Source organism: Flammeovirga pectinis, from assembly GCF_003970675.1.
GTDB lineage: Bacteria > Bacteroidota > Bacteroidia > Cytophagales > Flammeovirgaceae > Flammeovirga > Flammeovirga pectinis.
On the sequence record NZ_CP034563.1, the window covers coordinates 398,015 to 421,128 of the forward strand.

Annotated in this window: 19 protein-coding genes; 10 read left to right on the top strand and 9 right to left on the bottom strand. The window is 31.4% G+C overall.

The window, feature by feature from the left end; genetic code table 11:
- Positions 1–6 precede the first annotated feature (6 nt).
- The 5 genes from EI427_RS21960 to EI427_RS21980 form a co-directional block, all read right to left on the bottom strand.
- Complete coding sequence (locus EI427_RS21960; protein ID WP_126619066.1) at positions 7–1,473, bottom strand: aldehyde dehydrogenase family protein; 1,467 nt, start codon at positions 1,471–1,473, stop codon at positions 7–9.
- Positions 1,430–2,590, bottom strand: coding sequence for a mandelate racemase/muconate lactonizing enzyme family protein (locus tag EI427_RS21965; protein ID WP_126619068.1), 1,161 nt, complete (start codon positions 2,588–2,590; stop codon positions 1,430–1,432). Before EI427_RS21965 ends, EI427_RS21960 begins: the two co-directional genes overlap by 44 nt.
- Positions 2,591–2,643: 53 nt before the next feature.
- Complete coding sequence (locus EI427_RS21970) at positions 2,644–3,696, bottom strand: L-rhamnose/proton symporter RhaT (protein WP_126619070.1); 1,053 nt, start codon at positions 3,694–3,696, stop codon at positions 2,644–2,646.
- 165 nt (positions 3,697–3,861) lie between these two features.
- Entirely contained in the window at positions 3,862–5,907 is a 2,046-nt protein-coding gene (locus tag EI427_RS21975; protein ID WP_126619072.1) for a beta-galactosidase, read from the bottom strand.
- A 259-nt stretch (positions 5,908–6,166) separates the two neighbouring features.
- A complete protein-coding gene (locus tag EI427_RS21980; RefSeq protein WP_126619074.1) occupies positions 6,167–6,751 on the bottom strand; it encodes a 3'-5' exonuclease in 585 nt (194 codons plus the stop codon).
- Between the two features lie 243 nt (positions 6,752–6,994).
- On the opposite strand from EI427_RS21980, the gene EI427_RS21985 reads away from it, so the two are divergent.
- The 3 genes from EI427_RS21985 (at position 6,995) to EI427_RS21995 (ending at position 10,222) form a co-directional block, all read left to right on the top strand.
- Positions 6,995–7,252, top strand: a complete 258-nt coding sequence (locus tag EI427_RS21985; RefSeq protein ID WP_126619076.1) for a hypothetical protein — start codon at positions 6,995–6,997, stop codon at positions 7,250–7,252.
- A 101-nt stretch (positions 7,253–7,353) separates the two neighbouring features.
- Positions 7,354–8,349 (top strand): hypothetical protein, encoded by a 996-nt coding sequence (locus tag EI427_RS21990; RefSeq protein ID WP_126619078.1) that lies wholly within the window; start codon positions 7,354–7,356, stop codon positions 8,347–8,349.
- A 190-nt stretch (positions 8,350–8,539) separates the two neighbouring features.
- The gene (locus EI427_RS21995) at positions 8,540–10,222 is read left to right on the top strand and encodes a hypothetical protein (protein WP_126619080.1); all 1,683 of its coding nucleotides are present in this window, start codon (positions 8,540–8,542) and stop codon (positions 10,220–10,222) included.
- A gap of 74 nt (positions 10,223–10,296) precedes the next feature.
- On the opposite strand, the gene EI427_RS22000 is transcribed toward EI427_RS21995, so the two are convergent.
- The 3 genes from EI427_RS22000 to EI427_RS22010 form a co-directional block, all read right to left on the bottom strand.
- Positions 10,297–11,481, bottom strand: a complete 1,185-nt coding sequence (locus tag EI427_RS22000) for a multidrug effflux MFS transporter (RefSeq protein WP_126619082.1) — start codon at positions 11,479–11,481, stop codon at positions 10,297–10,299.
- A gap of 144 nt (positions 11,482–11,625) precedes the next feature.
- On the bottom strand, positions 11,626–12,105 hold the full coding sequence (locus EI427_RS22005) for a GNAT family N-acetyltransferase (protein WP_126619084.1): 480 nt from the start codon (positions 12,103–12,105) through the stop codon (positions 11,626–11,628).
- Between the two features lie 257 nt (positions 12,106–12,362).
- The gene (locus EI427_RS22010; protein WP_170178574.1) at positions 12,363–13,058 is read right to left on the bottom strand and encodes an HNH endonuclease family protein; all 696 of its coding nucleotides are present in this window, start codon (positions 13,056–13,058) and stop codon (positions 12,363–12,365) included.
- A gap of 917 nt (positions 13,059–13,975) precedes the next feature.
- Here EI427_RS22010 and EI427_RS22015 point away from each other — a divergent pair.
- The 4 genes from EI427_RS22015 to EI427_RS22030 all read left to right on the top strand — a co-directional run bounded on the left by EI427_RS22015 (position 13,976) and on the right by EI427_RS22030 (position 17,232).
- Complete coding sequence (locus EI427_RS22015) at positions 13,976–14,875, top strand: ParA family protein (RefSeq protein WP_170178575.1); 900 nt, start codon at positions 13,976–13,978, stop codon at positions 14,873–14,875.
- Between the two features lie 2 nt (positions 14,876–14,877).
- Positions 14,878–15,711: a ParB/RepB/Spo0J family partition protein gene (locus tag EI427_RS22020; RefSeq protein ID WP_126619090.1), complete on the top strand. Its 834-nt coding sequence runs from the start codon at positions 14,878–14,880 to the stop codon at positions 15,709–15,711.
- A 279-nt stretch (positions 15,712–15,990) separates the two neighbouring features.
- Positions 15,991–16,779, top strand: a complete 789-nt coding sequence (locus EI427_RS22025) for a hypothetical protein (protein WP_126619092.1) — start codon at positions 15,991–15,993, stop codon at positions 16,777–16,779.
- Between the two features lie 237 nt (positions 16,780–17,016).
- Positions 17,017–17,232: a hypothetical protein gene (locus tag EI427_RS22030; RefSeq protein WP_126619094.1), complete on the top strand. Its 216-nt coding sequence runs from the start codon at positions 17,017–17,019 to the stop codon at positions 17,230–17,232.
- Between the two features lie 339 nt (positions 17,233–17,571).
- On the opposite strand, the gene EI427_RS22035 is transcribed toward EI427_RS22030, so the two are convergent.
- Positions 17,572–18,762, bottom strand: coding sequence for a replication initiation protein (locus EI427_RS22035; protein WP_126619096.1), 1,191 nt, complete (start codon positions 18,760–18,762; stop codon positions 17,572–17,574).
- Between the two features lie 1,461 nt (positions 18,763–20,223).
- Between EI427_RS22035 and EI427_RS22040 the strand changes: the two genes are divergently transcribed.
- Genes EI427_RS22040 through EI427_RS22050 form a run of 3 tightly spaced genes read left to right on the top strand, consistent with a single transcriptional unit; the run spans position 20,224 to position 23,075 of the window.
- Positions 20,224–21,054, top strand: a complete 831-nt coding sequence (locus EI427_RS22040; protein ID WP_126619098.1) for a helix-turn-helix domain-containing protein — start codon at positions 20,224–20,226, stop codon at positions 21,052–21,054.
- 38 nt (positions 21,055–21,092) lie between these two features.
- Positions 21,093–22,466, top strand: a complete 1,374-nt coding sequence (locus tag EI427_RS22045) for a ParB/Srx family N-terminal domain-containing protein (protein WP_126619100.1) — start codon at positions 21,093–21,095, stop codon at positions 22,464–22,466.
- Positions 22,467–22,526: 60 nt separating this feature from the next.
- Positions 22,527–23,075 (top strand): M15 family metallopeptidase, encoded by a 549-nt coding sequence (locus tag EI427_RS22050; protein WP_126619102.1) that lies wholly within the window; start codon positions 22,527–22,529, stop codon positions 23,073–23,075.
- Positions 23,076–23,114 lie beyond the last annotated feature (39 nt).

Genomic DNA, 23,114 nt, shown 5'->3' on the forward strand with positions numbered 1-23,114 from the left:
CTTTAATTATATTTTTTTTGATACTCTTTTAAGTATCAAGTAGTCGTCTAAAGCATATTTAGAGCAATCCATACTTATACCACTATTTTTAACACCTAAGTGCGGCAAATTGATATCGTACCTTACTCCATTTTGTTGTACCTCTCCAAATTCTAACTCCATAGCAATTTCATCGGCTAAGTCGTCGTTTGCAGTAAATACATAAGAAGCTAAACCAGCATCAGAATCGTTGGCATAAGCAACTACTTCTTCTTTTGTTTTAAACTTCAAGATCACACATACAGGTCCAAATACTTCGTGTTGTAAAATGGGTGCTTTCGGATTATCCATTACAATAACTGTAGGTTCAAAGTAGCAACCAGGTCCTTCTAATGTCTTACCACCAGCAAGAATTTCACCGCCTTGTTCTACACACTGAGCAACAAATTTTTCTACAGCTCTTAGCTGTGCATTATTTGCTAAAGGCCCCATATCTGGCTTATTTTCTTTACCAAAACCAAGTTTTGTAGCTTTAGCATTGACTACTAATTTCTCTACAAATTCTGTATGAACACCTTCTTGAATAAATAAACGGTTAGGTGCAACACAAACTTGACCAGCATTACCTCCGAACTTAATTGCCGTTGTAATTCCAAGCGCATCTTCTAAATTACCGTCTTCAAAAAGAATAAATGGTGCATTACCACCACATTCCATAGAATAACGTTTGATGGAAGTTTTTACAGATTGCTCAATTAATTTTTGAGCCGTAAATGTAGAACCAATCATGGTTACCAAACGAGGAATTGTACTTTCGCATAAAGGTATTCCCACATTCTGACGGTTACCAAAAAGTACTGTAATTACTCCTTTTGGGAAACCTATTTCGTGTGCTAATTCTGCAATAATTAAAGAGGATACAGAAGATGATTCTGACGCTTTAATTACAATAGAACAACCAGCAGCTAATGCAGGCCCTAATTTAAATCCTAAGTTTAATAACGGGAAGTTCCACGCTAAAAATGCTGTTACAACACCTAATGGTTGATATACCATTCTGTGCGTATGCGTTCCAGCTCTATCCTCAATTTCAAAATCCGACTTCACGCGGATTTCATCAGAATAGAACTTTAACGAATCAGTAATACTAGTGATGTCCTCTTCGGTTGCATCCCATGTTTTACCCATTTCATTACTTACAGCTTCACGAAGTAAATCGCTGTTTTCTAATAATTTATTTCTTAGTTTATTGATCCACTCTAAACGCTCTTCTAAAGGGAGTTTAGACCAAACTTTAAAACCTTCTTGAGCTGCATCTAGAGCTCTTTTTGTATCTTCTAAAGTTGCTAGGGCTACTTCTGCAATAGGCTCATTATCATGAGGACATGTCACAAAAGAAGTTTCATTAGTAGACCCTTCAACTAATTCTCCGTTGATATAAAGTTTTTTCTTACCAAACTTCAACGCTTTCTTTTCTTCGATTATCGCTTGCATATTTTTCTAAGTAATCTTGATTCACATCTACACCTAAACCTGGTGTTGTAGGTATTAATATTTTGCCATTTTCCACTTTCACATCAGAGAAAGTCACATTATCTCTAAGTGGATTTTCGGTTCTATCCAATTCTATCATTGGTGCTTCTCCAAACATTCTGCCTGGGTTCTTATCTAAATTTGCCACAAAGTGTACTGCAGCACTAATTGCAATCCAAGTACCCCAAGAGTGTGGCACAATATCTTTATGATAAGTAGATGCAAGAGTTGCAATACGTTTAGCCTCAGTTAAACCACCCGATGCACAAATATCTGGTTGTGCAATATCTACAGCGTCAGCATCAAAAAGACGTTTGAAACCGTGTTTTAAATACTCACACTCCCCTCCAGCAATAGGAATATCAGTATTATCTCTAAGCCTTTTATAGCCATTATAATCTTCTGGAGAAACAGGTTCTTCAAACCAACCTATATTGTAATTTTTTAATCTATTACACAGTTCTAGTGCTTCTCTATAATTATAAGCATGGTTAGAATCGATCATTAATTTAATGTCAGGTCCTAATGCTTTACTTAATAAATCAACATAAAAAACATCTTTTTCGATCCCTAAACCAACTTTCATTTTGGCAGCTTTAAAACCAAGTTTCTTATATAGTTTGGCTTCTTTTACTAAATCTGCCTCCAATGTTGGCGACTGCGTAAAATAAAACCCAGTAGCATAAGGATGAATAACAGGGTTTTTCACACCTCCTAATAAAACGGATACAGGTTGATTAAAAACCTTTCCTTTTATATCCCATAAGGCAACATCTATTGCACTCACTGCTGCTTGGAAAACTCCACTACGTCCATAATCAAGAGAACGCATATACATTGTCTGCCAAATTTCTTCGTGCTCTAATGCATTTTTTCCAATAATAAATGGTTTAAAAAACTCTATTCCTGCTTTTAAAACATCAGCAGGACCGTAGCCTTCTCCCCATCCGTACGTACCGTCTTCTAAAGTTATTTTCACTAAACAAATTTTTCTAGAAGCGTATTCCCACTGAGAGAAGTAGAAAGGCTCTTCGAGTTGTTGTGAAATAACATAAGGTTTAATTTCTTTAATTTTCATGACATAATTTTTGTTTGTAAATCGCTTGTTGGTCGGGTAAGAAGTCGTTTTTGTTAATAATTTGCGTAACCTAGAATACAAACAGCTACAATTAATACTGCTAATCCACCTAGTAGAATATTAAAAGGACCTTTTGCTCCTTTCCATTCTCCAGATCTGTATCCCCAAACGTTACTAATAATAAGTGCTAATCCTAATAAAATTGGCCATCCAATTACAGGACCTAAATTTCCCATAAGTGCTGCTCCTTGTCCGTAAACACCAAGTGCTGCAAACCAGAATAAACCTGCTAAAACTGACCATTTATATGCGTTACCGCTATTGGCCACCTGAAACGATGACCATGAATTATTTTGAACTAATTTAAAGACAGCATAACCACCGTTCATTACAAATGCACCAAGAAGTACTACTACCCAAGCTACTAAACTTGCGTCTTTTGGATCTGCTCCAAAATTAGCTACTGCCGATGCCGCTACTGGTGCCGCATTAGAGAAACCTACATTTAAAAAGGCCGATAAAACACCACATGCAGTAGCAATTATTACACCTGCTTTTATAGATTTTTTAGGTGTTTGTATCTTAGGAGCAACGGCTACTAAAACATCACCATCTTCTTCTTCTGTATCTTCTTGCGTGTTATTTTGAACACTATCTCTTTTCACTCCTGCCACTGCAGTAATACCAACACCTACTAATAAGAGTGCTACTCCAGCTAAAACAGCTCCGATATTATCTGGTAATTTCTCCATTTGAAACAATGGAATTAATGAGCCTACAGATGCCGCAAGTCCCATTACAATACCATAAGTTATAGATATGCCAGTATATTCTACACTAATACCAAATAAAATTCCCCCAATTCCCCACAGAAACCCATAGAGCATTGCCATTGTTAATACAGATGGATCTGTACCAGCAATAATTTCAAATGTTTCTGGAACAACTATTAAAGACCACACAATTGGAAAGGCTATCATGGCTACAAACGAATGTACTAACCACCAATTCTCCCATTTCAGAGGAGCTATATGTTTCATTCCCAAACCAAAAGTTCCTTGAAAGAAGCTTGCGAATACAATTAATGTTATTGCTAAAAAATCCATACGCTATTTATATTAAAAAATTTATAATCAAATATGACACTTATTATTAGTGTTTATTTTACATATTTAAACCACTACAAACACTATTTTGACTTCATATCGATTTTGAATACTTTATATGATCAAAATAAGATCAATAGTCAAAAACTTGGTTTCCTAATTATTTTATTGTTTTAGACCAACTCTAGTTTCATACAAAGTATCTGATGTATATTTTACAGCATTTGTAAGTTGATCAAAAGGTTGATCTGTAATATCCACTAATCCAATTCTATAATTTTCGCCATCTTTTCTACCTGTTGTTAATTGATCTACCCACTGAAACCAATGTGCACCAATAATTTTCTCATGCTCCATTGCTCCTTTCATATAAGCCTTATAAAGATCTGCTTGATGTTCATCAGAAGTTGCATTTTGCAAACCATCTCCCCAAACACCTTTACTTGCAACACCAAAATGAAACTCTCCGATAATTACAGGTTTATCAGCATTAAATAAGGGCTTAAAGTCAGAGACAGAATATCTATAAATATTAAAACTTACTACATCACAATACTTAGCTGCAGCCTCTTGTACAATGCTGTTTTTTTCCATAATCTGACCATGAATTCTACTTCCTAGATACAAGTGTCCTGGCATATATTCTTCAACCAACTCTTTTGATAACCTGTAGAAAGTTTCTGCATGATGACGTAAAAAATCGTGCATATCCGTCTTAAAAGTATCATTGTATTTATTTATAGTTCTTACTTTTATAGTTTCGAAAGAAGTGAATGAACTTCCCCATTCTTTATTCAAATTATCAATAGAAGTATATTTTTTTCCTAAAAATTTTAACATCTCTTTTTTTGCCGCAACCGAATTTGGGGAGTTTAAAACAGCTAAAGGAACAGTGTGATGCGTTTTTCCCCAATGAATCTCGTTCTGAACAAAAACACCTAAATTCCATTCATCTCCTTTATATTTATTCGCCATCATTTTTAACCTACGGCTAAGGTCTTCTTTAAATTCTTCTGAAAATGGATCAGGAACTTTATCAGCTTTCCCAAAATTGACAACATTAGGATGTACTATTAAGGTATAAGGCATTTTTTGTCCTTTTGTAACTTGCGACCACGCTCCGTATGTATTCATTCCCCAAGTATGCATTCTACCTAAAGAGACTTTTGGGTGAGTTGTCTTCCAATCTAAACCATATTTTCTAATTAGATTTCTTGAATGAAAATCAATTCCTTTCCATGTTTCAGCCTCTTTTAATAAACTACCTATATTACTAGATAATTCATTTTCAGTTAAAGTAGGAAACAGTTCTTTTCTACCTTGAGTAGGTGTTGCAGAACCTCCATTCACGCCTGTTACACCTATAGACCAAAAAAGGAATCCTTCAGGATCTATAAAAAACCATTTGTCGTTATATTTTTTAACATAAAAATGACCTGTTGCTCCAAATTGAGGCCCATTTAACCAACCTCCATATTTATTAAATTCAACATTGTCATATCCTTTATCAATAAATTTATGAAGATCCTTTTTCCCTTGTTTTGTCAACTCCTCAGTGTTAGGTACTTTATTCTCCCAAGTATCAGAAATAAATTGACCCATATTATCAACAACAGGAAGGGGTAAATCGAAGTGAGGATGTTTACCAAATTCATAAGTATCTATTCCATAAGGAGCTTTTAATTTTATTGTTTCTGTTTTAGAAGAGGGTTTCTCCCAAGCTATTTTTACAGATACAAATGTTGTCTTTTTAAGGTCAAAAGCATCCCACCTTGGATGCATATCATAAGGGTACATTTTTAGATCACCTAAAGTAGTTACCCAGGTATCTTGCTTATCAAGGATTGGACGCATAAGAATTACCTTTCCTATTTTACGTTCCCCAGCTGCAAGTAAATATCTAGATTGTTGCTTCTTATATGTTGTCTTTCCACGAACTGTGATAAAATAATCTAGAGCTGCTTTCGATGAGTTATCAACTTCAATAGCTAAATTTTTATAATCACTTAAATCAAGAAAACATTTTGCATAATTAACCTTTAAAGTAATTTCTCCTTTTTTTCCTGATAATGGAATTTCTATCCAATCCTTTTCGTTATAATCGCAACCATTTTTTTGTAATACATTTTTTTTATTCTGTTGGCCAATAGTCGTAAATTGAAGGCCAAAAAATAAGAGGAATATAAAATATAAGATAGTAATATTTTTCATCGAAATCTGTAGTAAATAGTTAAACTAAAAAATGCGTTATGTTATTAGTAATCACTTAAGCAAAGTACGAAAGGTAAAAGTGTGATTTGAACATTAAATGAACTTATATAAGCACATAATTGACTCAATAGGGTTAATACGCTCTCTAAATAGGTATAAAAGTAGAATTAGAGTAAAAAAAAACATCCTTCTTCTAAAAAAAGGATGCCTATAGTATTATGAAATCATAAATGATTTTAAAGTCGATTCTTCCAAATTTTTACTTTATCAAATTGATTTCCTTTCTATTTAATAACTCAAAGAAGCACCTTGCTGTAGCTCGAACATCGTTCAATGCATCATGGGCTCCATCAAAGTTTTCGTTAAATAATATCTGATGTAATTCTTCTAGCTTAGGCCATTTATATTTCCCATAATTACCCGGAAGTTTACAGAAATCTACCGTTAAATCTTTAGTACAATATTTATTTGTTTTATGGCGCGTAAACTGACCGTAACGAATCATTTCTGCTCCTAAAACATTATGATCGTAACTCAAATTATGAGCAACTATATGCTGGCTTTTTTCAATATCCTGAATAAATTCCTGAATTGCATTAGGCATAGGAATACCTTCTTTTACATTTTGTTCAGTTGAGTAACCATGGTCTATCCAAAATTTTTCTTTAGGAATAACCCAACCATCAGGTTGAATCAATTGAGCATACTCTTTTACCAGTTCTTGTTTAGTATTATATAGCTGATATCCGAGTTGAATTATCCTTGGCCAATTGTCTACTTCTGTCATTGGAGCCTTCCAGTTTTTAGGTAAGCCTGTTGTTTCCGTATCAAAAAATAAATACATATAATTTTCAGTTTATTTGCTACTAAAATAAGTAATTTATATAGATAAAAAGCATTCTATTTGATACAATTTTAACGATATATTGTTCTATAATAAGTTAAAAGTAAAATATTAGACTAGAATCATACATATACAACTAAAATAATCGTAAATTACGCTTCCGCTTTTAGTTAAGAAGATGGCTAATTGAGGAATTAATATATATAAATATCTTTCATCCCCATATCTCTAATATTTAACAATATGGAAATCACTCTAGATTCGAAAAGTTACACACTACTCTTTGACACAGAAAAAGAGTTACATACAAATCGTCAATACCTAGCGTCGTCTAATGGAAAGGTATATTCTAGATTATCTCTTTATAGTTACGATGTAGGAGAAAGTTTACCTGAGGGTGGAACTGTTGTTGCAATCGTTGATTATTCTACAATGAACAAATTTGTTGAAGAAGAAATTGCAAAACTTCCTAAAAGAACTAGAAAGAAGAAAGCTGAATAAAGATAAACATCTTAATGATGTCTATAGAATAGCATTTCAATTAATTGAGATGCTATTTTTTTTATTCAAGAAGTTATATTTACAGAGAAACTGATGAATGGATGAAAGAAGAACTTCAACTTTTAAAAAGAACGCAAATAGATACTTCATTATGGGATAGGTGTATTGAAGATTCTGTACAATCTGTTGTATTTGCCTTTTCTTGGTATCTTGATATTACCTCTCCAAATTGGTGGGCTGTTGTCTTAAAAAAAAATGAAGGCTATTTATGGGTGATGCCTCTCCCCGTTCTAAAAAGGCAAGGTTTCAATTTTATCAAAATGCCCCTTTTTACACATGAACTTGGTTACTTTTCTGTTTTAAAAAATGCAGCTGATTATACTCCTATTGCACTAAAACTCGTAAAAAAGAAAATCCCTTATTGTATTGATTATACATTCAATTCTAAAAATACTGTTGCCACTACTTTTTATGTTGAAGATATAGCACTTTCTTTAAACAACGCTTGGGAGAATATTTATGCTCAATTCTCCAAGGATAAAAAAATGAATATTAAACGTGGAATTAAGAGAAATAATGAGAAAATTGAACTTTCAGAAATAGATACTTTTCTTGATTTATTCGAAAAACATACTGCCAAAAGAATAGGAGACATAGATATAAACTACATTAAAGATCAATTACAACAACTGTATAAAGCACTTGCTAAACATAATGCTATTTCAATTTTTGCAACTACTGATAATAATACGCATGAATCTGTTTCCATATTTATCAAACATAAAAATCATTTTCAATATCTATTAAATACCGCAACGGAAGCTTCAAGGTCAAAAAATTCTAGAAATTATATTTTAAGTGAGTTTATTAAATCAAATCTTAATCAAGATACAACCCTCCATTTTGGAACTTATGTAAACTTATCGGATTTAGATACTCATTACAAAAAACAACTTCGTCCTTATTTTGAGGGTTTCACTAAAGATAGAGTTTTGTTACCTGTCTTAAAGTGGAATAATTTACCTTGGTATATTAATCTTATTCACCTTTCTAAAAAGTTTATATTTAAACAATTATCTAGAATCAATTTCTTATAAATTAAAATCAAATATATAGTAACATTCATAAATTATTTATTTGGTATCACTTTATAAGAGATAAATAGAAACGTTTATTTAGATAACTTCTCTTTCAAAATCTATTTTTGATAGAAATCAATCATTATATATTCTTTAACTACACAACTGACTGACTATGTTTGCATTATAATTTTACATAAAAAATATAATGAACAAAATCACAAAGTTTACCCTTAGGTCTGGTGTAGCTATGGCTGCAATCCTTTATCTTAATTCATGTGCTAACGACACAGAAATTTCTCCTGATACAACTTCTCACGACGTAGTAGTTTCTTTTACAGGTTTATCATCTATAACTTCTAATATGCGTTCAAATGTAGAACATAATTACGTTACAAATGGCTATACAATTGTTGTAAATGGTGAAGAGGAATTTATTGGAGAAGTAGACATCAATAGCTCAGTTACATTACATGATGTTACTGGAGATTTACAAATTGAAGTTTACAATGAAGAATTTAATACTAATAAAATAGACATTTCTGAAAGTGCTTATTATGAAAGTGATGTTATTTCTGTACCTACCTCCGAAGGGAGTACAGAAATAAACATGAACTTAATGCAAGGAGCTGTATTGGTAAATAATTCGTCCGAAATTAATTCAATTCACCTTTCTACTCAAAATCAAGAAGTAGCAATTAATGCTGATCAATTTTATTATGTAATAGGAGGTACAGATTACAACCTAAATATTCAAACTTCGCGCAATTTATTGACGGATCAGAATACAGCAATTGCTGGTAAGGCGGTTAGTTATAATGTAAACTTAGATACTCAACTAAGCTTTGTAAACGAATCTTTTGATAATCCTTCTGATGGCTCTTTACAAACTGTAAATACTGTTATTAATTTAGATAACATTACGGGTGCTACAAATTTATATGCTAATACAGATGGTTCCGTTTCTGGTACTTCTATAGCAATGCAAAATCTAGTATCTGCATACACTTTAACAGGAATGAATTCTGCAGATGCCATTGCAATTAATGCTTTAACAGCTCCATCATATACAGTAACTACAACTGCCCCAAATCAGTACATGAACATGTATTTTTCTGATAATGCAGATGGTCTTGGTTCTTATGCAAGAGTAGATGTTAGTAATGCATGGGAGGCTAGTACAGCTAAAAACTTCCAAGTTTATATTAATAACGAATATGCTACAGAATTTGCAACTTGGGAAGAAGTTCAAGACTACTTTACAACTAACGGTATGGTTTACCTACAAACTAACCGTATTGATGGCTTAAAAGTAAATACAAACTATATTGTAAGAATGAAAAATGATGCGAAAGAAGCATTCGATTTTACGATTAATGATATAGTTATTGGTCAAAAAGTTGAAGGAACAACTCCTGTTCTAGCTACTTCAGCGATTACTGGAGCAACAGCTCTTTCAGCAGATATTATTACGGGTGCAGTTTCTGGTACTGCTGTTCAGAGAAAAGATAATACGTATCAAGTTTGGGCTTACGGTGCAACACTTTTAACTGATAATGATGCTAAACTTGTTACAGAAGTAGCTCCTGCTTTTGCAGTAACAATACACCAACCTAACGTTGTTTCTTTCATGAATGTATACGTATCTACAGATGGTGTAAACAAAACTATAAGTATTAATACTAATGGAACTGTAGATTATGATGTGATTGCAGGTAGCCCATCAGCTTCGTATTCTTCTTGGAGTGAATATGCAAATGCTCACTCTACAGATGTAATTAGAACTGATGTTTTAGATGCAGGTAGAGTAAATACAAACTACATAATCCGTATGGGTGGTTCTGGAAATACATCAGGTTTTGATTTCACTTTAGAAGCTTTAAGCTACTAAATAGAAAAAAAACAGATTAAAAAAGGAGTAATTGATTAAATCAGTTACTCCTTTTACATTTAAAATAGCTTATTTTATGCTATTACTTTATACTTTCTTTCCGAAAAGGTATATAAAAATATTCCTAAAAGAGAACAAAATATCATTACTAAAATTGGAGGGAATAAAGTTCCGTTATTTAACGTACTTGCTGTTGCTCCTGCAAGAGAACCGACAATAATACCAACAACTCTCATTTGTGAGTTAGCCAAACCTGCTAAACTCTTATCAAATTTTTCTAAGGCAATTGTTGTTGCATTACCAGATATAAATCCAAGTGTAGAAACATGAAGCGTAATCATAGGTAAAATAAAATAGAAGTTAGGTTTAAATAAAATCAAACTAACTAATAGAATTACTAATGTGCTAATATGTACACTCAACCCAATATTCAACATTTTTTTAGGAGAATATTTTAATACCAATTTAGAGTTTAACTTATTCATTATTATTAATGATAAGCCGTTTACACCAAACAATAAGGCAAATTGTTTCTCTGGAATATTAAAATACTCTTGATAAATAAATGGGGCAGTAGTTAAATATGTATACAAAGCTCCTGATGGAATTGCCATTGCAGCCATATAACCTAAAGCAGGTTTGTTACTGTATACCTTTTTAATCCCTTTAAAAAAAGAATGCCTATTCTCTTTTGGTGGTATCACATTCTCTAATCTTAACTGTAAGAAAACAAGAGTAAAAACACCATAAAGTGCTATAAAAATAAATATACTATGCCAAGTGCTAAAATGTAAAAATGTAGCTCCTATAGATGGTGCTATTAATGGAGCTCCCATTGCAATCATCATTACTAGAGACATTACACTCGCGGCCTCATTTCCTTCAAAATTATCTCTTACAATTGCTGCTACAGATACACCAACACAACCAGCTCCAATGCCTTGTAATGCTCTAAAAATATAGAAAATTTCTATCGATGGGGTGAAAATTAAAACAATACTACCAAGTACCGAAATAATTAACCCGAGAGAAACAATCCATTTTCTCCCTTTTATATCAGAAAAATAACCTCCAAATAACTGACCTATTCCAAAGCCCAAAAAGAAGATACTCATGCTAATTTCAACACGCTGAAACGTTACGCCAAGTTCTTTACTTATTTGTGTTAGTGCTGGTAAACATGTATCTATATTAAAAGGTCCAATCATGGCTAGTAAGCCTAGCAATAATATAAACCTATTTCTCTCTTTACTATTCATTTTAAATTCGATTAGGTATAAGACCACAAAGGTTACGTTATTAATAACTGTTTCAAAACCTCAATCAAGAATAGCTGTTAATACTTCTCATAAAAAAAGCACCTTACCATTTTTGATAAGATGCTTTCTCTATTTATTTAATGTCTAAAATAATTTCTTTCTTAAAACAAGCTGATGATTTAACGTAATCCCATTTTCTATAATTGGCTCATGATACTTCTCAGTAAAATAATCCTTTTTAATTTCGTAAAACTCGAAACCTAATTTTTGATAGATATATAATTGCCTAAACGCTGCATTTGAGGTACCAATTAAAACATACTTAAAACCTCTTTTCTTTGCTTTTTCAACGGCATCTAGTAACATTTTCTGACCAATACCTTCATCTTGATTGCTCTTGGAAACGGCTATATTTTTTATTTCAATAGATTCCTCATCAAACATTTGATAAGCATATACAGCCAAGGTTTCATCTCCTCTTTCGTAAATATAAATTTCAGAATCATGTATATATTGATCTATAGCATCTATTGTTTCATCTGCTAACAACAATAAGTCATAAGGTAGTTTATTTCCTTCTTCGAACATTCGAATGCGGTCCTTCTTTTCTAATACCAATTTCATATTATAATTCAATTCTTTGTTAATTTATTTGACCTTGCTAAGATAATAATATCCTCGAAAATTTAATAACGTTTTCACTGTAGTATTTCAATATTTTCTATTCTTATAAAGAGAATCTGAATATATCGAATATCGATTTTAGCAAATTTCCCAAAATCGTATTTCAATTTATATACTATTTATAATCAATGGTCTATAAACAAAAAGTCACTCTAATAAATTTAAAGTGACTTCTTAGAAAGATGAAATGATACGTATTATACTATACTTATATCTTCTTCTTTTTTTCCGCTTTGGTTATTTTCTGATTTAGTTTTTACTACTTCTAAGTTTGAAAGAGTTGCATTCGTTTTATCACCATCTTTCCACGTTATTCTAGCAGTACCATATTTAATTCCCTCAAAGGCTTCTAACATACAAATATGCGTGTACATTGTAGCTCCTTTTTTATCTATACTTATATACGATGCGCTTGGAATTCCATCTAGTAATCTAGATTTTAAAAGTTTTAAGCGATAGCCTTTTTCTACCGTATAAAATCTTCCCTTTCTATCTATATAAGTACCCGGAAAAGAAGGTAATTTATAACAAACAGTTTTGTCGTTCATTAACCTATCTGGGAGTTCGTTTACGCGCTCTTTAAATTGAGCATTCACTGGAGATAATCCCCACATTAAATTATTTAGGTTATTATTTTGGGGGTTTCCATCCAAATAAAGAAAATTTTTCTTTGAGCTATTTCCTCTAAATAGCGTAAGAACTATCTTTCCTAAATAGTAACTTTTTCTTTCATGAATTATGAAAGGCTTACCTGTAATTGCTGCATAGTTAATTTGTTTCTTCAATTCTTGATTGATATACCCGTCAGCATAGATTGTGTATTTTCCAAAAATACGGTATGAGTCTAAAGACAATTTCTCCTCTTCTAGGATATAATTGTAGTTCCTTTTCATTGCCATGTTAGTAGGTTTATAGATGTCAGATGTTGTTATTAAAAATTATTTATTTAACAGTAGATATTAATAAAAACTGGTTTTGTATTTATCATTATGCACAAATATAAGCCTTAAATACATAGAAAACGTTATTGGAATAAGAGTAAAACATACAATATTTATAAATAAAACTAAATATTTTCTTAAAAAGAACTATCGTGTACACAATACTATACGCTACGTTATAATTTCTATCTAGTGATAGTACTTTATAAATCACCACACTTAATCAGTAGCTTACTTTACTCTATAAGACAGGTCTTCTAAAAATTGATAAGGTACTTTTTCTTTATCTCATCAATTTTTCTGTAGATGTACTTTTATTTTAATAACCGTAAACATTTAAAACAAAACTCTTTCTCAATTTAAAAGAAGAGTATACATCACTTAAATAATAATGTAAGGTTATTGTAAAGTAGTTATGCCCTTATGTGTGTTTATTCAATTCTAAAAAATTGTGTACAAAGGCTAAATAACCCTCTCTAATAGATAGCGTATTATCTATTAAGGACATGATATAATTGAATGAATATTAATAAAAAGATAAAAATGAGATTATCATAATTTACCTAAAAACTAGAGAATCTATTATTTGAATAACATAGTATTTTAATTGACGATACCCTTCTTAAACTTTTAAGAAGGGTATTTTGTGTTTAATGTTTTCTTAATCTAAGTCAAAAAGTATGATTATCTACTTCTAATTTTACTTAAAAGTAGATAATTCAACTTAAATAGTAGAAATAATTACTTTATAGTATAATTTATTTCTTAAAAGATGATTTTTTTACTTAATTGCATAGCGTAAAGTTAAAAAACATACTTTTTAGATTATGAACCAAGAAAAAATACTGAAGTTTATCAAAAAGAACGATATGCTTAAGATATCTGCTTTAGAAAGACAAGCAGGTTTACCTAGTAACTCTCTCCATAAAGCACTTAATGGTAACTATTCTTTTAAACAAGAATATGTAGAAAGATTAGCGGATGTCTTAAGTAAGTTTGGTTTGGAGGATGAATCCGATGCTAAAATCATCAGTATTATAAACAACAAAGGTGGAGTTGGTAAAACAACTACAGCTTGTAATCTTGGAAAAGCACTCGAACTTAGAGGTAAAAAAGTACTGTTAGTAGACCTTGATCCTCAAGGAAACCTTTCTCAGTACCTTGGATGTACTAACCCTCAGCCAGAGTTTGTTGATCTTGTTTTAGGAAAAACAGACGATTGGGAAAAAATTCTTCACAAGCATAGCGAAAATCTTCACTTATTACCTTCTACAATTAATTTAGATGCTGCTACTCTAGAATTGCAAAAGCAAACAATTGGAGGGTACAAACGCATTAAAAATGTAATTGGACCAATTGCTGAAAACTACGATTTTGTACTTATTGATTGTCCTCCTTCTTTAAGTATTCTAACGGCAGGATCGTTGGTGGCATCTACAGATATTATTATTCCTTTAGATGCAGAACCTTTTAGTATGAACGGTATTTCGAATATGTTTAATTTAATTAATGATGTTCGAGATTTAAATCCAAACATTCAAATTCTTGGTTTTCTATTTACCTCTATAAAACCTAAAACTGTTTTGCATAGAGACTTTATGAAAAGTCTACGTGATCAGGTAACAAACTATAATGTTTTTGATACTTTCATTCATGATTCTATAGCAATTGCAGAATCTACTGGGGCTCAAAAAGATATTTTCGACTATGCTCCAGATTCTAAAGGAGCAGATGATTACTTAAACTTAGCAATCGAAATACTAGATTAATTATGGCAAAAGGTAAGAGTTTTAATTTTCAGATGCCATCAAATACTCAATCTACGATTGGCAAAAGTTTAAAAGCTGAAGTGAGAGATACTATTTCTATTCTTCCGGAGCTAGAGCATTATATAAGAAAGCTTAAGCCAGAAGAATTTGCTCAGTTAGAACGTTCTGTACAAGAAGAAGGCTGTCATGATCCATTAAAGATTTGGAAAAAAAATGATGATGAACTTTATATTATAGATGGTCATCATCGTTTTGAGATCTGTAAAAAACATGCTATTGAATTTAAAGTTGAATACAAATACTACGCTTCTTTAGAAGAAGTAAAAGAGTATATGATTCAGCTACAACTGGGTAGACGAAACTTAAATAGTAACGAAACTTCGTATTATCGAGGTTTACATTATAATATGCACAAGTCTACCGAGAATTTAGGTAGAGCAGCAAGTGGTGGGAAATTAGCTCAAAAGCTAGCAGAACTTCATGGAATTGGAGAAAAGACAATCCGAAGAGACGCTTCTATTGCTGCTGTTGTTGATGCATTACCAACCATAGAAAGAGTTTTGTATTTAACAGGTGAGGCTTCTTATACAAGAACAAAAATGCTTGAAGCAGCCAAACAGTTAGATGAAATTTTAGATCTAGTTGCTTTCTTAAAGGGAGATTCGTCCACAAACCAAGAGGTCATTCAACCTAGAGAAAGAGATATAAATTATTTAGGCTCTTATATTTCTAAGATAGATTCTCAAGTAAAATCTTGGAATAAAAACCTTGATACTGGCGAAAAGCAAGAGCTTATTTCTTATCTAGAAAGTGTGCTAAATCAATTAAAAAAATAACGTTCTTACGATATAAATATCGGTGGTCAGCTTGACCACCGTTCTTACCTTCCAAATTCAATCAATCTTAAAGTAGGGTTGTACCGTAAAATCACTTTACTTTTTGTATTACAGTCTGAATTTATCAGCAGAATTATTTTCATTTTTATCAATTACTCTTTGATATAATTATGGACTTTTCGTTCCTATACACAGTTCTAAAGGGCCATTACAGAACATTATATTATCGGTGGTCAATCTGACCACTGTTCATTTTATTAAAATCTATACTTCTTTAATATGTCGATTTCTAAAATTGCAGACTATTCATTAATTCTAGTATCATTAATGTATAGCTCTTATGTATCGTTCCTTTTTTTAGCAGAAGTAAGTTCTGTATATGTTGCTATTTTTATAGCAGTATTTATTGTTGTACTTGGGCATCATTATACATTTCAAACAATAAAGCATTATCAAGAGACAAAATCTGTTTCTCAGTCAATTCTAATAGCTATTATTTTGATGGGGTTTGTTTTCTATGCAGAATGGAACGGGCAATCTATACATACTTTAGATGTGGCAGATATTCCTACTACAGAAAAAATTGATAATCAGATAGATGAAACAATGGAAATTATTCATCAAAATGCAAATAAACGAAACTGGAGAAATGTAGAACAATATAGAACGGCATCCGAACAACTAGAAACTCTACAACTAGAAAAGGAAAGGTTACTATCTATCATCAGTAAAAAAAGTAAAGATGCAGAACAACTTGCTAACGATTTTAGGTGCTTCTCCATTTTATTATTTTGTGTAGCATTTATAGCAAGTACGCTAACCAATAAGACAAAAGTTACTAGTACTAAAGAAGTTACAAATGCAGTTACCCCTCTTCAGAATATAAATACACCTGTTCAATACACATCTGAAGTTCCTGTTGCTACATCAAATAATTTTGAAGAGGAAATAATTCTAAAGATTCAAACTGGGGAAATTAAAGACCATAAAGTTTTAATGAAATTACTTCGTTTAAATGTCCGTCAGGCAAATCAGCTTTTAAGTACGTATAAACCTAACTATGTATAGATATACCGTTAATTTAAAAAAATATATAAATTTTAAAACAATATGAATGAATGTATTGTTTGGTATTCATGGTTCGATTAATAATCGACCACATTATTAAAGGGTAATATAAGATTAAGTAAAAGCTCATCATTATGTGGTGAGCTTTTTCATTTTTGAGGATAAATAAAATTTTTCGTTATACATAATAAAGAATCACCTATCTTTGTTGATGTATTCAAACTTTTACAAAAAGGTATGCAGCTAGCAATGAAAGAAATTGACTCTATTTTAGATAGCGTGAACATTATTGAGGAAAAACTACAATGTACAATCATTGAAGCCTATTACGATGAGCTTGTAGATGACTTTTGTTTGAAGATGGAATTTCTAAAAGATGGTAGTAAAATTAAATCATGGAAACGTTACGATGTACATACTTTAAAAAATATAGTATTTCCAGAAATAGCGTAATTAAATTATAAATTGGGAAGCCTTCTAATCTAAAAAATGATTAGAAGGCTTTTTTATGTATCAAAATCTGAAAAGATGTATTGGTTTTCCAAACTGTGTATTAAAATCCAGATTAATGTATCAGTTTACTTAAATATGTATAGATATACCGCAAAATGTATCTTTTTTCAAATGCTTTTATCATAAAATGATACATTAGATATCTATTCCATACATTTTTGGCTGATTTATGGACGCTAACACAATATTTACGGGAAACCTATACATAATTGGATAAAACAAAAATGGGTAGCCTATTTATGTATAGACTACCCATTCTTTATTATTTAGAAGTATAGATTATTTCTGATCAATAATCCATTTCTTAAGTGTATGTTTATTTGGATAACTTGCTCCATCTCTCATTGCCATTTTTACGTTATTCAACTCTGGCCATATTTTCCAATTTGGATCAGATTGGTATTTCTTGATGGCAACAGATACAACCTCTGCTGTTAAACCAATCTCATTCAATCTTAAATGAAGTTTGTCTACCTTCTCCTGAAAATCAAATTCTAAAGAACCTTGAGATGTAGGTCTAGGAGTAGTTGTAGCCTGTTGCATTGGTTGTTCATTAACCGTAACAGGATCAACATCTATTGTTTCTTCTTGCTCGTTACCACCAACTTCTACATCTGTTTTTAATAACTCTCTTAAAATCTCTTCTCTAGAAAAGCCTAAAGATTGGAGCATCTTCATTTTCTGTTGTAGACTATTCTGCTGAGGTTCCTGAGCTGCATTATTTACAGGTTGATTGGCCGTTTGTCCAATTTCTATAGTTTTAGGCTGTTCTTTCTCTTTTTTCTTAAAGAAGAACTCTAAGTGCGTACACCTTCTACCTGTTTTTATTAATTCGAGATTAACTTCTAGGTCTGTATTCTCATTAATATCTTTTAAACATTTCTGTAAAATTGATCTATTAAAGGCTGCAAAACTTTTGTATGATTTTGAATCTGAAAGACCTAATATAGATTTTAGTTCTTCTACAGATATCTTTCTAGAATTGTATTTACCAACACCCTGAGAGAGTAAATCATACATTCTTACTGCATGAGGAGAACGCATATGGCGCACACTAGAATACAGGTATTGTGTATAATTAGAACTTGGCGATAATATATTTTTAAAGTTTCCATTAAACTGAAACTTTATAGAAGTCTTGTCTAATTTAATCTTACTAAAAAGTGGAATATACTCTCTATCAAATGTTTTAGAGTCGTGATCTCCCTCTCCTAGCGTTATTTTTGCACTCGATAAAGCATCACAACCAAAATCTAGTTGCTTTAAATCCTTTCCACCAGGATGTCGACCTAAAAATTCAGAAACTTTAAATTCGATTTCATCCTCTACCGTTAAATCATTTAATGTAAAGGCAAATAGGAGTAGCTTCTGAGATACTAAGGGAAGGGGTTTCTTTTGCTTCGCCTTAATAAATCGGTTACTTCTCTTTACTTTATTACTACTTGTTCGAATTTTATTTAAAATGTCCATCGACAAAAACCAATATTACGTTTGGAAATTATTATATATGTATAGCTTTACCGTATTAAGCAGTCACTATATCGGTATATCTATACATAAATACAAATAATTGACGGGTAATTTGTACATATTTTCATTTTTGTACGGTACATCTATACATATTTAAGAACCTAGATACATTAAAACGAATCATTTTACTCAATTATTAAAACTTATGGTATATCTATACATCTATCTCTTAAACTCTCCTATTATACGGTATATCTATACATAATAAGCCAAAATGATACAGATTTGAGTAATCATGTACCTTATTTATAAAAGATAGTTGACTTTAAATGTATCAAAATACTTCTTATATGCTTTAAAGATATGATAAGTAGTAAAATTGACTAAATTATACGGGTAATCTATACATATTAATAGAAAGTGGTACAGATTTAAAGTTTGAGAAGAATAAAATTGTCTTTAGATGTATAGATATACCATATCTGTAAGTATTTACTATTGAAATTACGGTACAACTATACATAGATAGAGATTATGGTACATAAAAAAGTATGAAAAAGAGTATTTTACTACTGATATTAGGAATTTTGATACATAATTAAACCACTTAATACTTAGTTCAGTCAATTAATACATATAAATGCCAGTTTATGTAGTCACTCTTACTGTTTGATTTGATCAGAAATTCTATATTTCTACTTAAAAAAGTAGTATTCTTTTTCTTTTAGCCTCTAATGACCACTAATTCGCTTAAATGTATGTCATTTCCATTCATATAAAACCATTAAAGTACATTCTATGGTATATCTATACATAAATACACGGTAAAACTATACATATAGGCTGTTTTAGATACATAAAAGGGTAATCTATAGATATGCTCAGAATTGTCATACATAGCTTATCGGTACATCTATACATCTTAGTATGGTACATCTATACATCTATCTTCGGGGGATCTATACATCTACTTAGTACTTTATTATATGATTATCAGTAAGTTATGGCGCCCTATAATAAGAACAATATAAATAACTATATATAAGGAACCCTCATAATTGAGACAATTTTATATTTAAATTTTTAATTATTTTTTCTTTTATACATAAAGTATGTATAGATATACCTTAGTTTATTTCCAATTAGAAGAATGTATACGGTATATCTATACATAATATAATAATTTAGAGCAGTATTGCGCGGTAAGACCATACATATATAGTAATTATTGAACATCTATATACGGTATATCTATACAGATTAGCTTATTCTATTACATAAGTATCTTTAGAGATGCGCAGTAATTTAAAAAAATGTATAGTTGTACCGTATTTTCAATGGAATTATGATACATATTTTATTTTTTTAATTAATCTTTAGTATAATCAAAGTAAGAATATTGCGCCTTTAATAGAAAAATTGTAGGTTTGTAACTATACAATAATATAATTAACCGAAGTGATGATCGGAGACAACATAGTAAAACTTCGTAAGAAAAATAATATGCAACAGAAGGAGTTAGCTCAGCTAATTGACATTTCTGTGCAAGGTTTAATAAAATGGGAGAAAGGAAAAGTAGAAATTCCTTACTCTGGTTTATCTAAAATAGCTGACGTATTCAAAGTTCCCCTAGATTACATCGTTAAAGGAGCACCTTCTAAGGTCATTTCTTTAATTAATTCTAAAGGTGGTAATACAAAATCCTCATTATTGCGTCAAATAGCTGTTGGTATTGTTACAGAACACCCTGAAATAAAGGTTTTATGTATTGATACCGACCCTCAGCAAACTTTAGTAATGTATTCTGAGAACGGATTACATGAAAACATAAAAGTAATTGGGTTTGATTCCAATTCTATTGCCGTTTCTGAGAAATATAGAAAGCTAATTGAGGAAAGTCAGTACAAGTATGACTACATATTGGTAGATACTGCAGGTTATGTAGCCGTTACAGACCTACTTACAAGTATTATCGCTAATTCTGATGTAGTTGTTCCGATAACATTGAACGAAACCGCTCTAGGGCCTACAATATCGAGTATTTCTAACATTGCAGATGTAAGAGACTCTTTAGATTTACCAACTAAGATAATTGGTATTAGAAATAGAGTGAATAGAACGGTGAAAGAATCTAAAATGCCATTCGAATTAGATGGTTATATGGGATTAAAATTGATGGATTCGTTCTTACCAGATGCTATTCAGTACCAAAGAGATACTAATTTTAGCAATACTTCAATCACTAAAGAAGTGAAGGAGATAGTAAACGAATTACTTCCTATTATTGATTAATAACTGTTTAATACCCCAAATTACAATTCAGAAATCTGATGCTGAACCTAGATAAGTTTAAACAAAAAGAGGAGAAAAGGATAAAAGAGGGCAAAACTACCCTTCGTGAAAAGAAATCACAGGAAAAATTAACGCAAATTGATTATAAATCTCCGGGTGCTTTTCATATCGAACCAGAATTTAGAGAACTTATTCGTAAACAAAACGACGATGAGGCGGCTAATTTTGAGGTTTCAATTAAAGAAGAAGGTGTTAGAGAGCCAATCTTGTATTGGACGCATACTTTAAGAGATAAATCAGGTGCTAGGGTTGTACACACTGTTGTTGACGGTCACCATAGATGTGAAGCAGCAATTAAGTTGAATTTAGATTTCATTCCTTCTAAAGAGATGAAATTTGAATCTTACAATGATGTACGTATTTGGATGCTTCGTAATCAATTAGGAAGAAGAAATATTGGTGATGCAGAAAAAATCAGAATTGCTTTACAGTTAACTGAATTTTTAAGCATAGAAGCTAAAGAACGTAAAAAGAAACAAGTTGAGGCCTTTAATAAAGGAGCTGCTGACAAAACAACAACTACCCCAAAGAAAGCTGAAAAAGAAGTTGTTTCTGTGGAACAACAAGATATAAATGCTTTTAAAAGTGATTTAAATATAGGTGCTTCAGGAAAAATTAATAGGGCAGAAGAAGCTGCTAAGATTGCTGGAGTATCTACTAAGAATGTCACTAAAATGAAGAAAGTGATTGAAAAGGGGTCAAATGATCTACTTTCATCTGTAATGGATGGTGTCACTTCAATTCATAAAGCATGGTCTGATATTAGAAATAAAGAAAAGGAAGACAAAAGTGTTATTTCTAAGTCTAAAAAAGTAGTCGACAAAGAACTTACGCCTCGTCAGATTCAATTATTATTAAATAATAAGGAGTCTATATCAACTATTAGTCGTGTTGCTTTAGCATTTCGTCATCCAGACTTAGAATTTGATACTTTAAACCTAACAGGACTTCGTTATACACACTTTAATGATTTTTCTGCAAGATATATTGAGCAGAATCAGCAGGTACGCCAGAGTAAGAATATAGACGTTGTACAGTTAGTTAAATTGAATGAGAAAGAATATGCTCCTGCTATAGTTGGGTACCAAATTTTTTCTACAATTGCAGACTTAGAGAACCTTCATTCTTTAGAGGAGTTATCGCGCTTCTGTCATAAGTTTTATGTTGTTGTACATGATAAATTACAAGAAGACGCAGTTCTTCAGGTACAAAAACAAAACCTTACAATAGGAGTATTAAGCATTACTGCTGATAAAACCATAAAGAGTATTCATGAAAGCCATTACAATATGGTAGAAGAGCATCAGGAGTTACAAATAATGCGAGAAAGCTTCACTAGAATGAGCAAATAAAGAAGTAATATAGAATCCACCTTATTAACGTAAGGTGGATTTTTTTTTAATGATGAGACAATGCAAACAATTAAATCAATTTTTAAATACTTCTTTCTAGCCATAACTTTAATAATTACCATTACTACCGCCAGTTACTTGATTCACCCTAGAAAAACATTCTCTTATTGTAAAAGTGGTTTAGTTGTCGTTTTAAAAACCGTAAACAGAACAAAACCATATCCTACTAAGAATGGTGTACACCCTATTTTAGCAGCTAAAGTGACGAAAGTACTTACTGCTGCACATAAAAAAGGAATAGACCTACGTGTTGTGAGAGGCTTTAGAAGTTTTGAAGAACAGGAGAAGTTATTTAATCAAGGACGGACTACAAAAGGAGGTATTGTAACCAATGCAATCCCTGGGCTATCGTACCATAATTATGGGTGGGCAGTAGATGTTTGCGAGTATAGAAATGGACAACCTTACTGGAGTTCTAAAAAATGGGATGAAATTGGCAGTTTTGGCAAAAATCAAGGATTAGTTTGGGGAGGTGATTGGACAAATTTTGTTGATAGACCTCACTTACAATTATCAATACAAGATATTCTTACCGAAGTTATTTTTTAAAGGTGTTAATCTATTGCATCTAGACGTTCTATATTTATA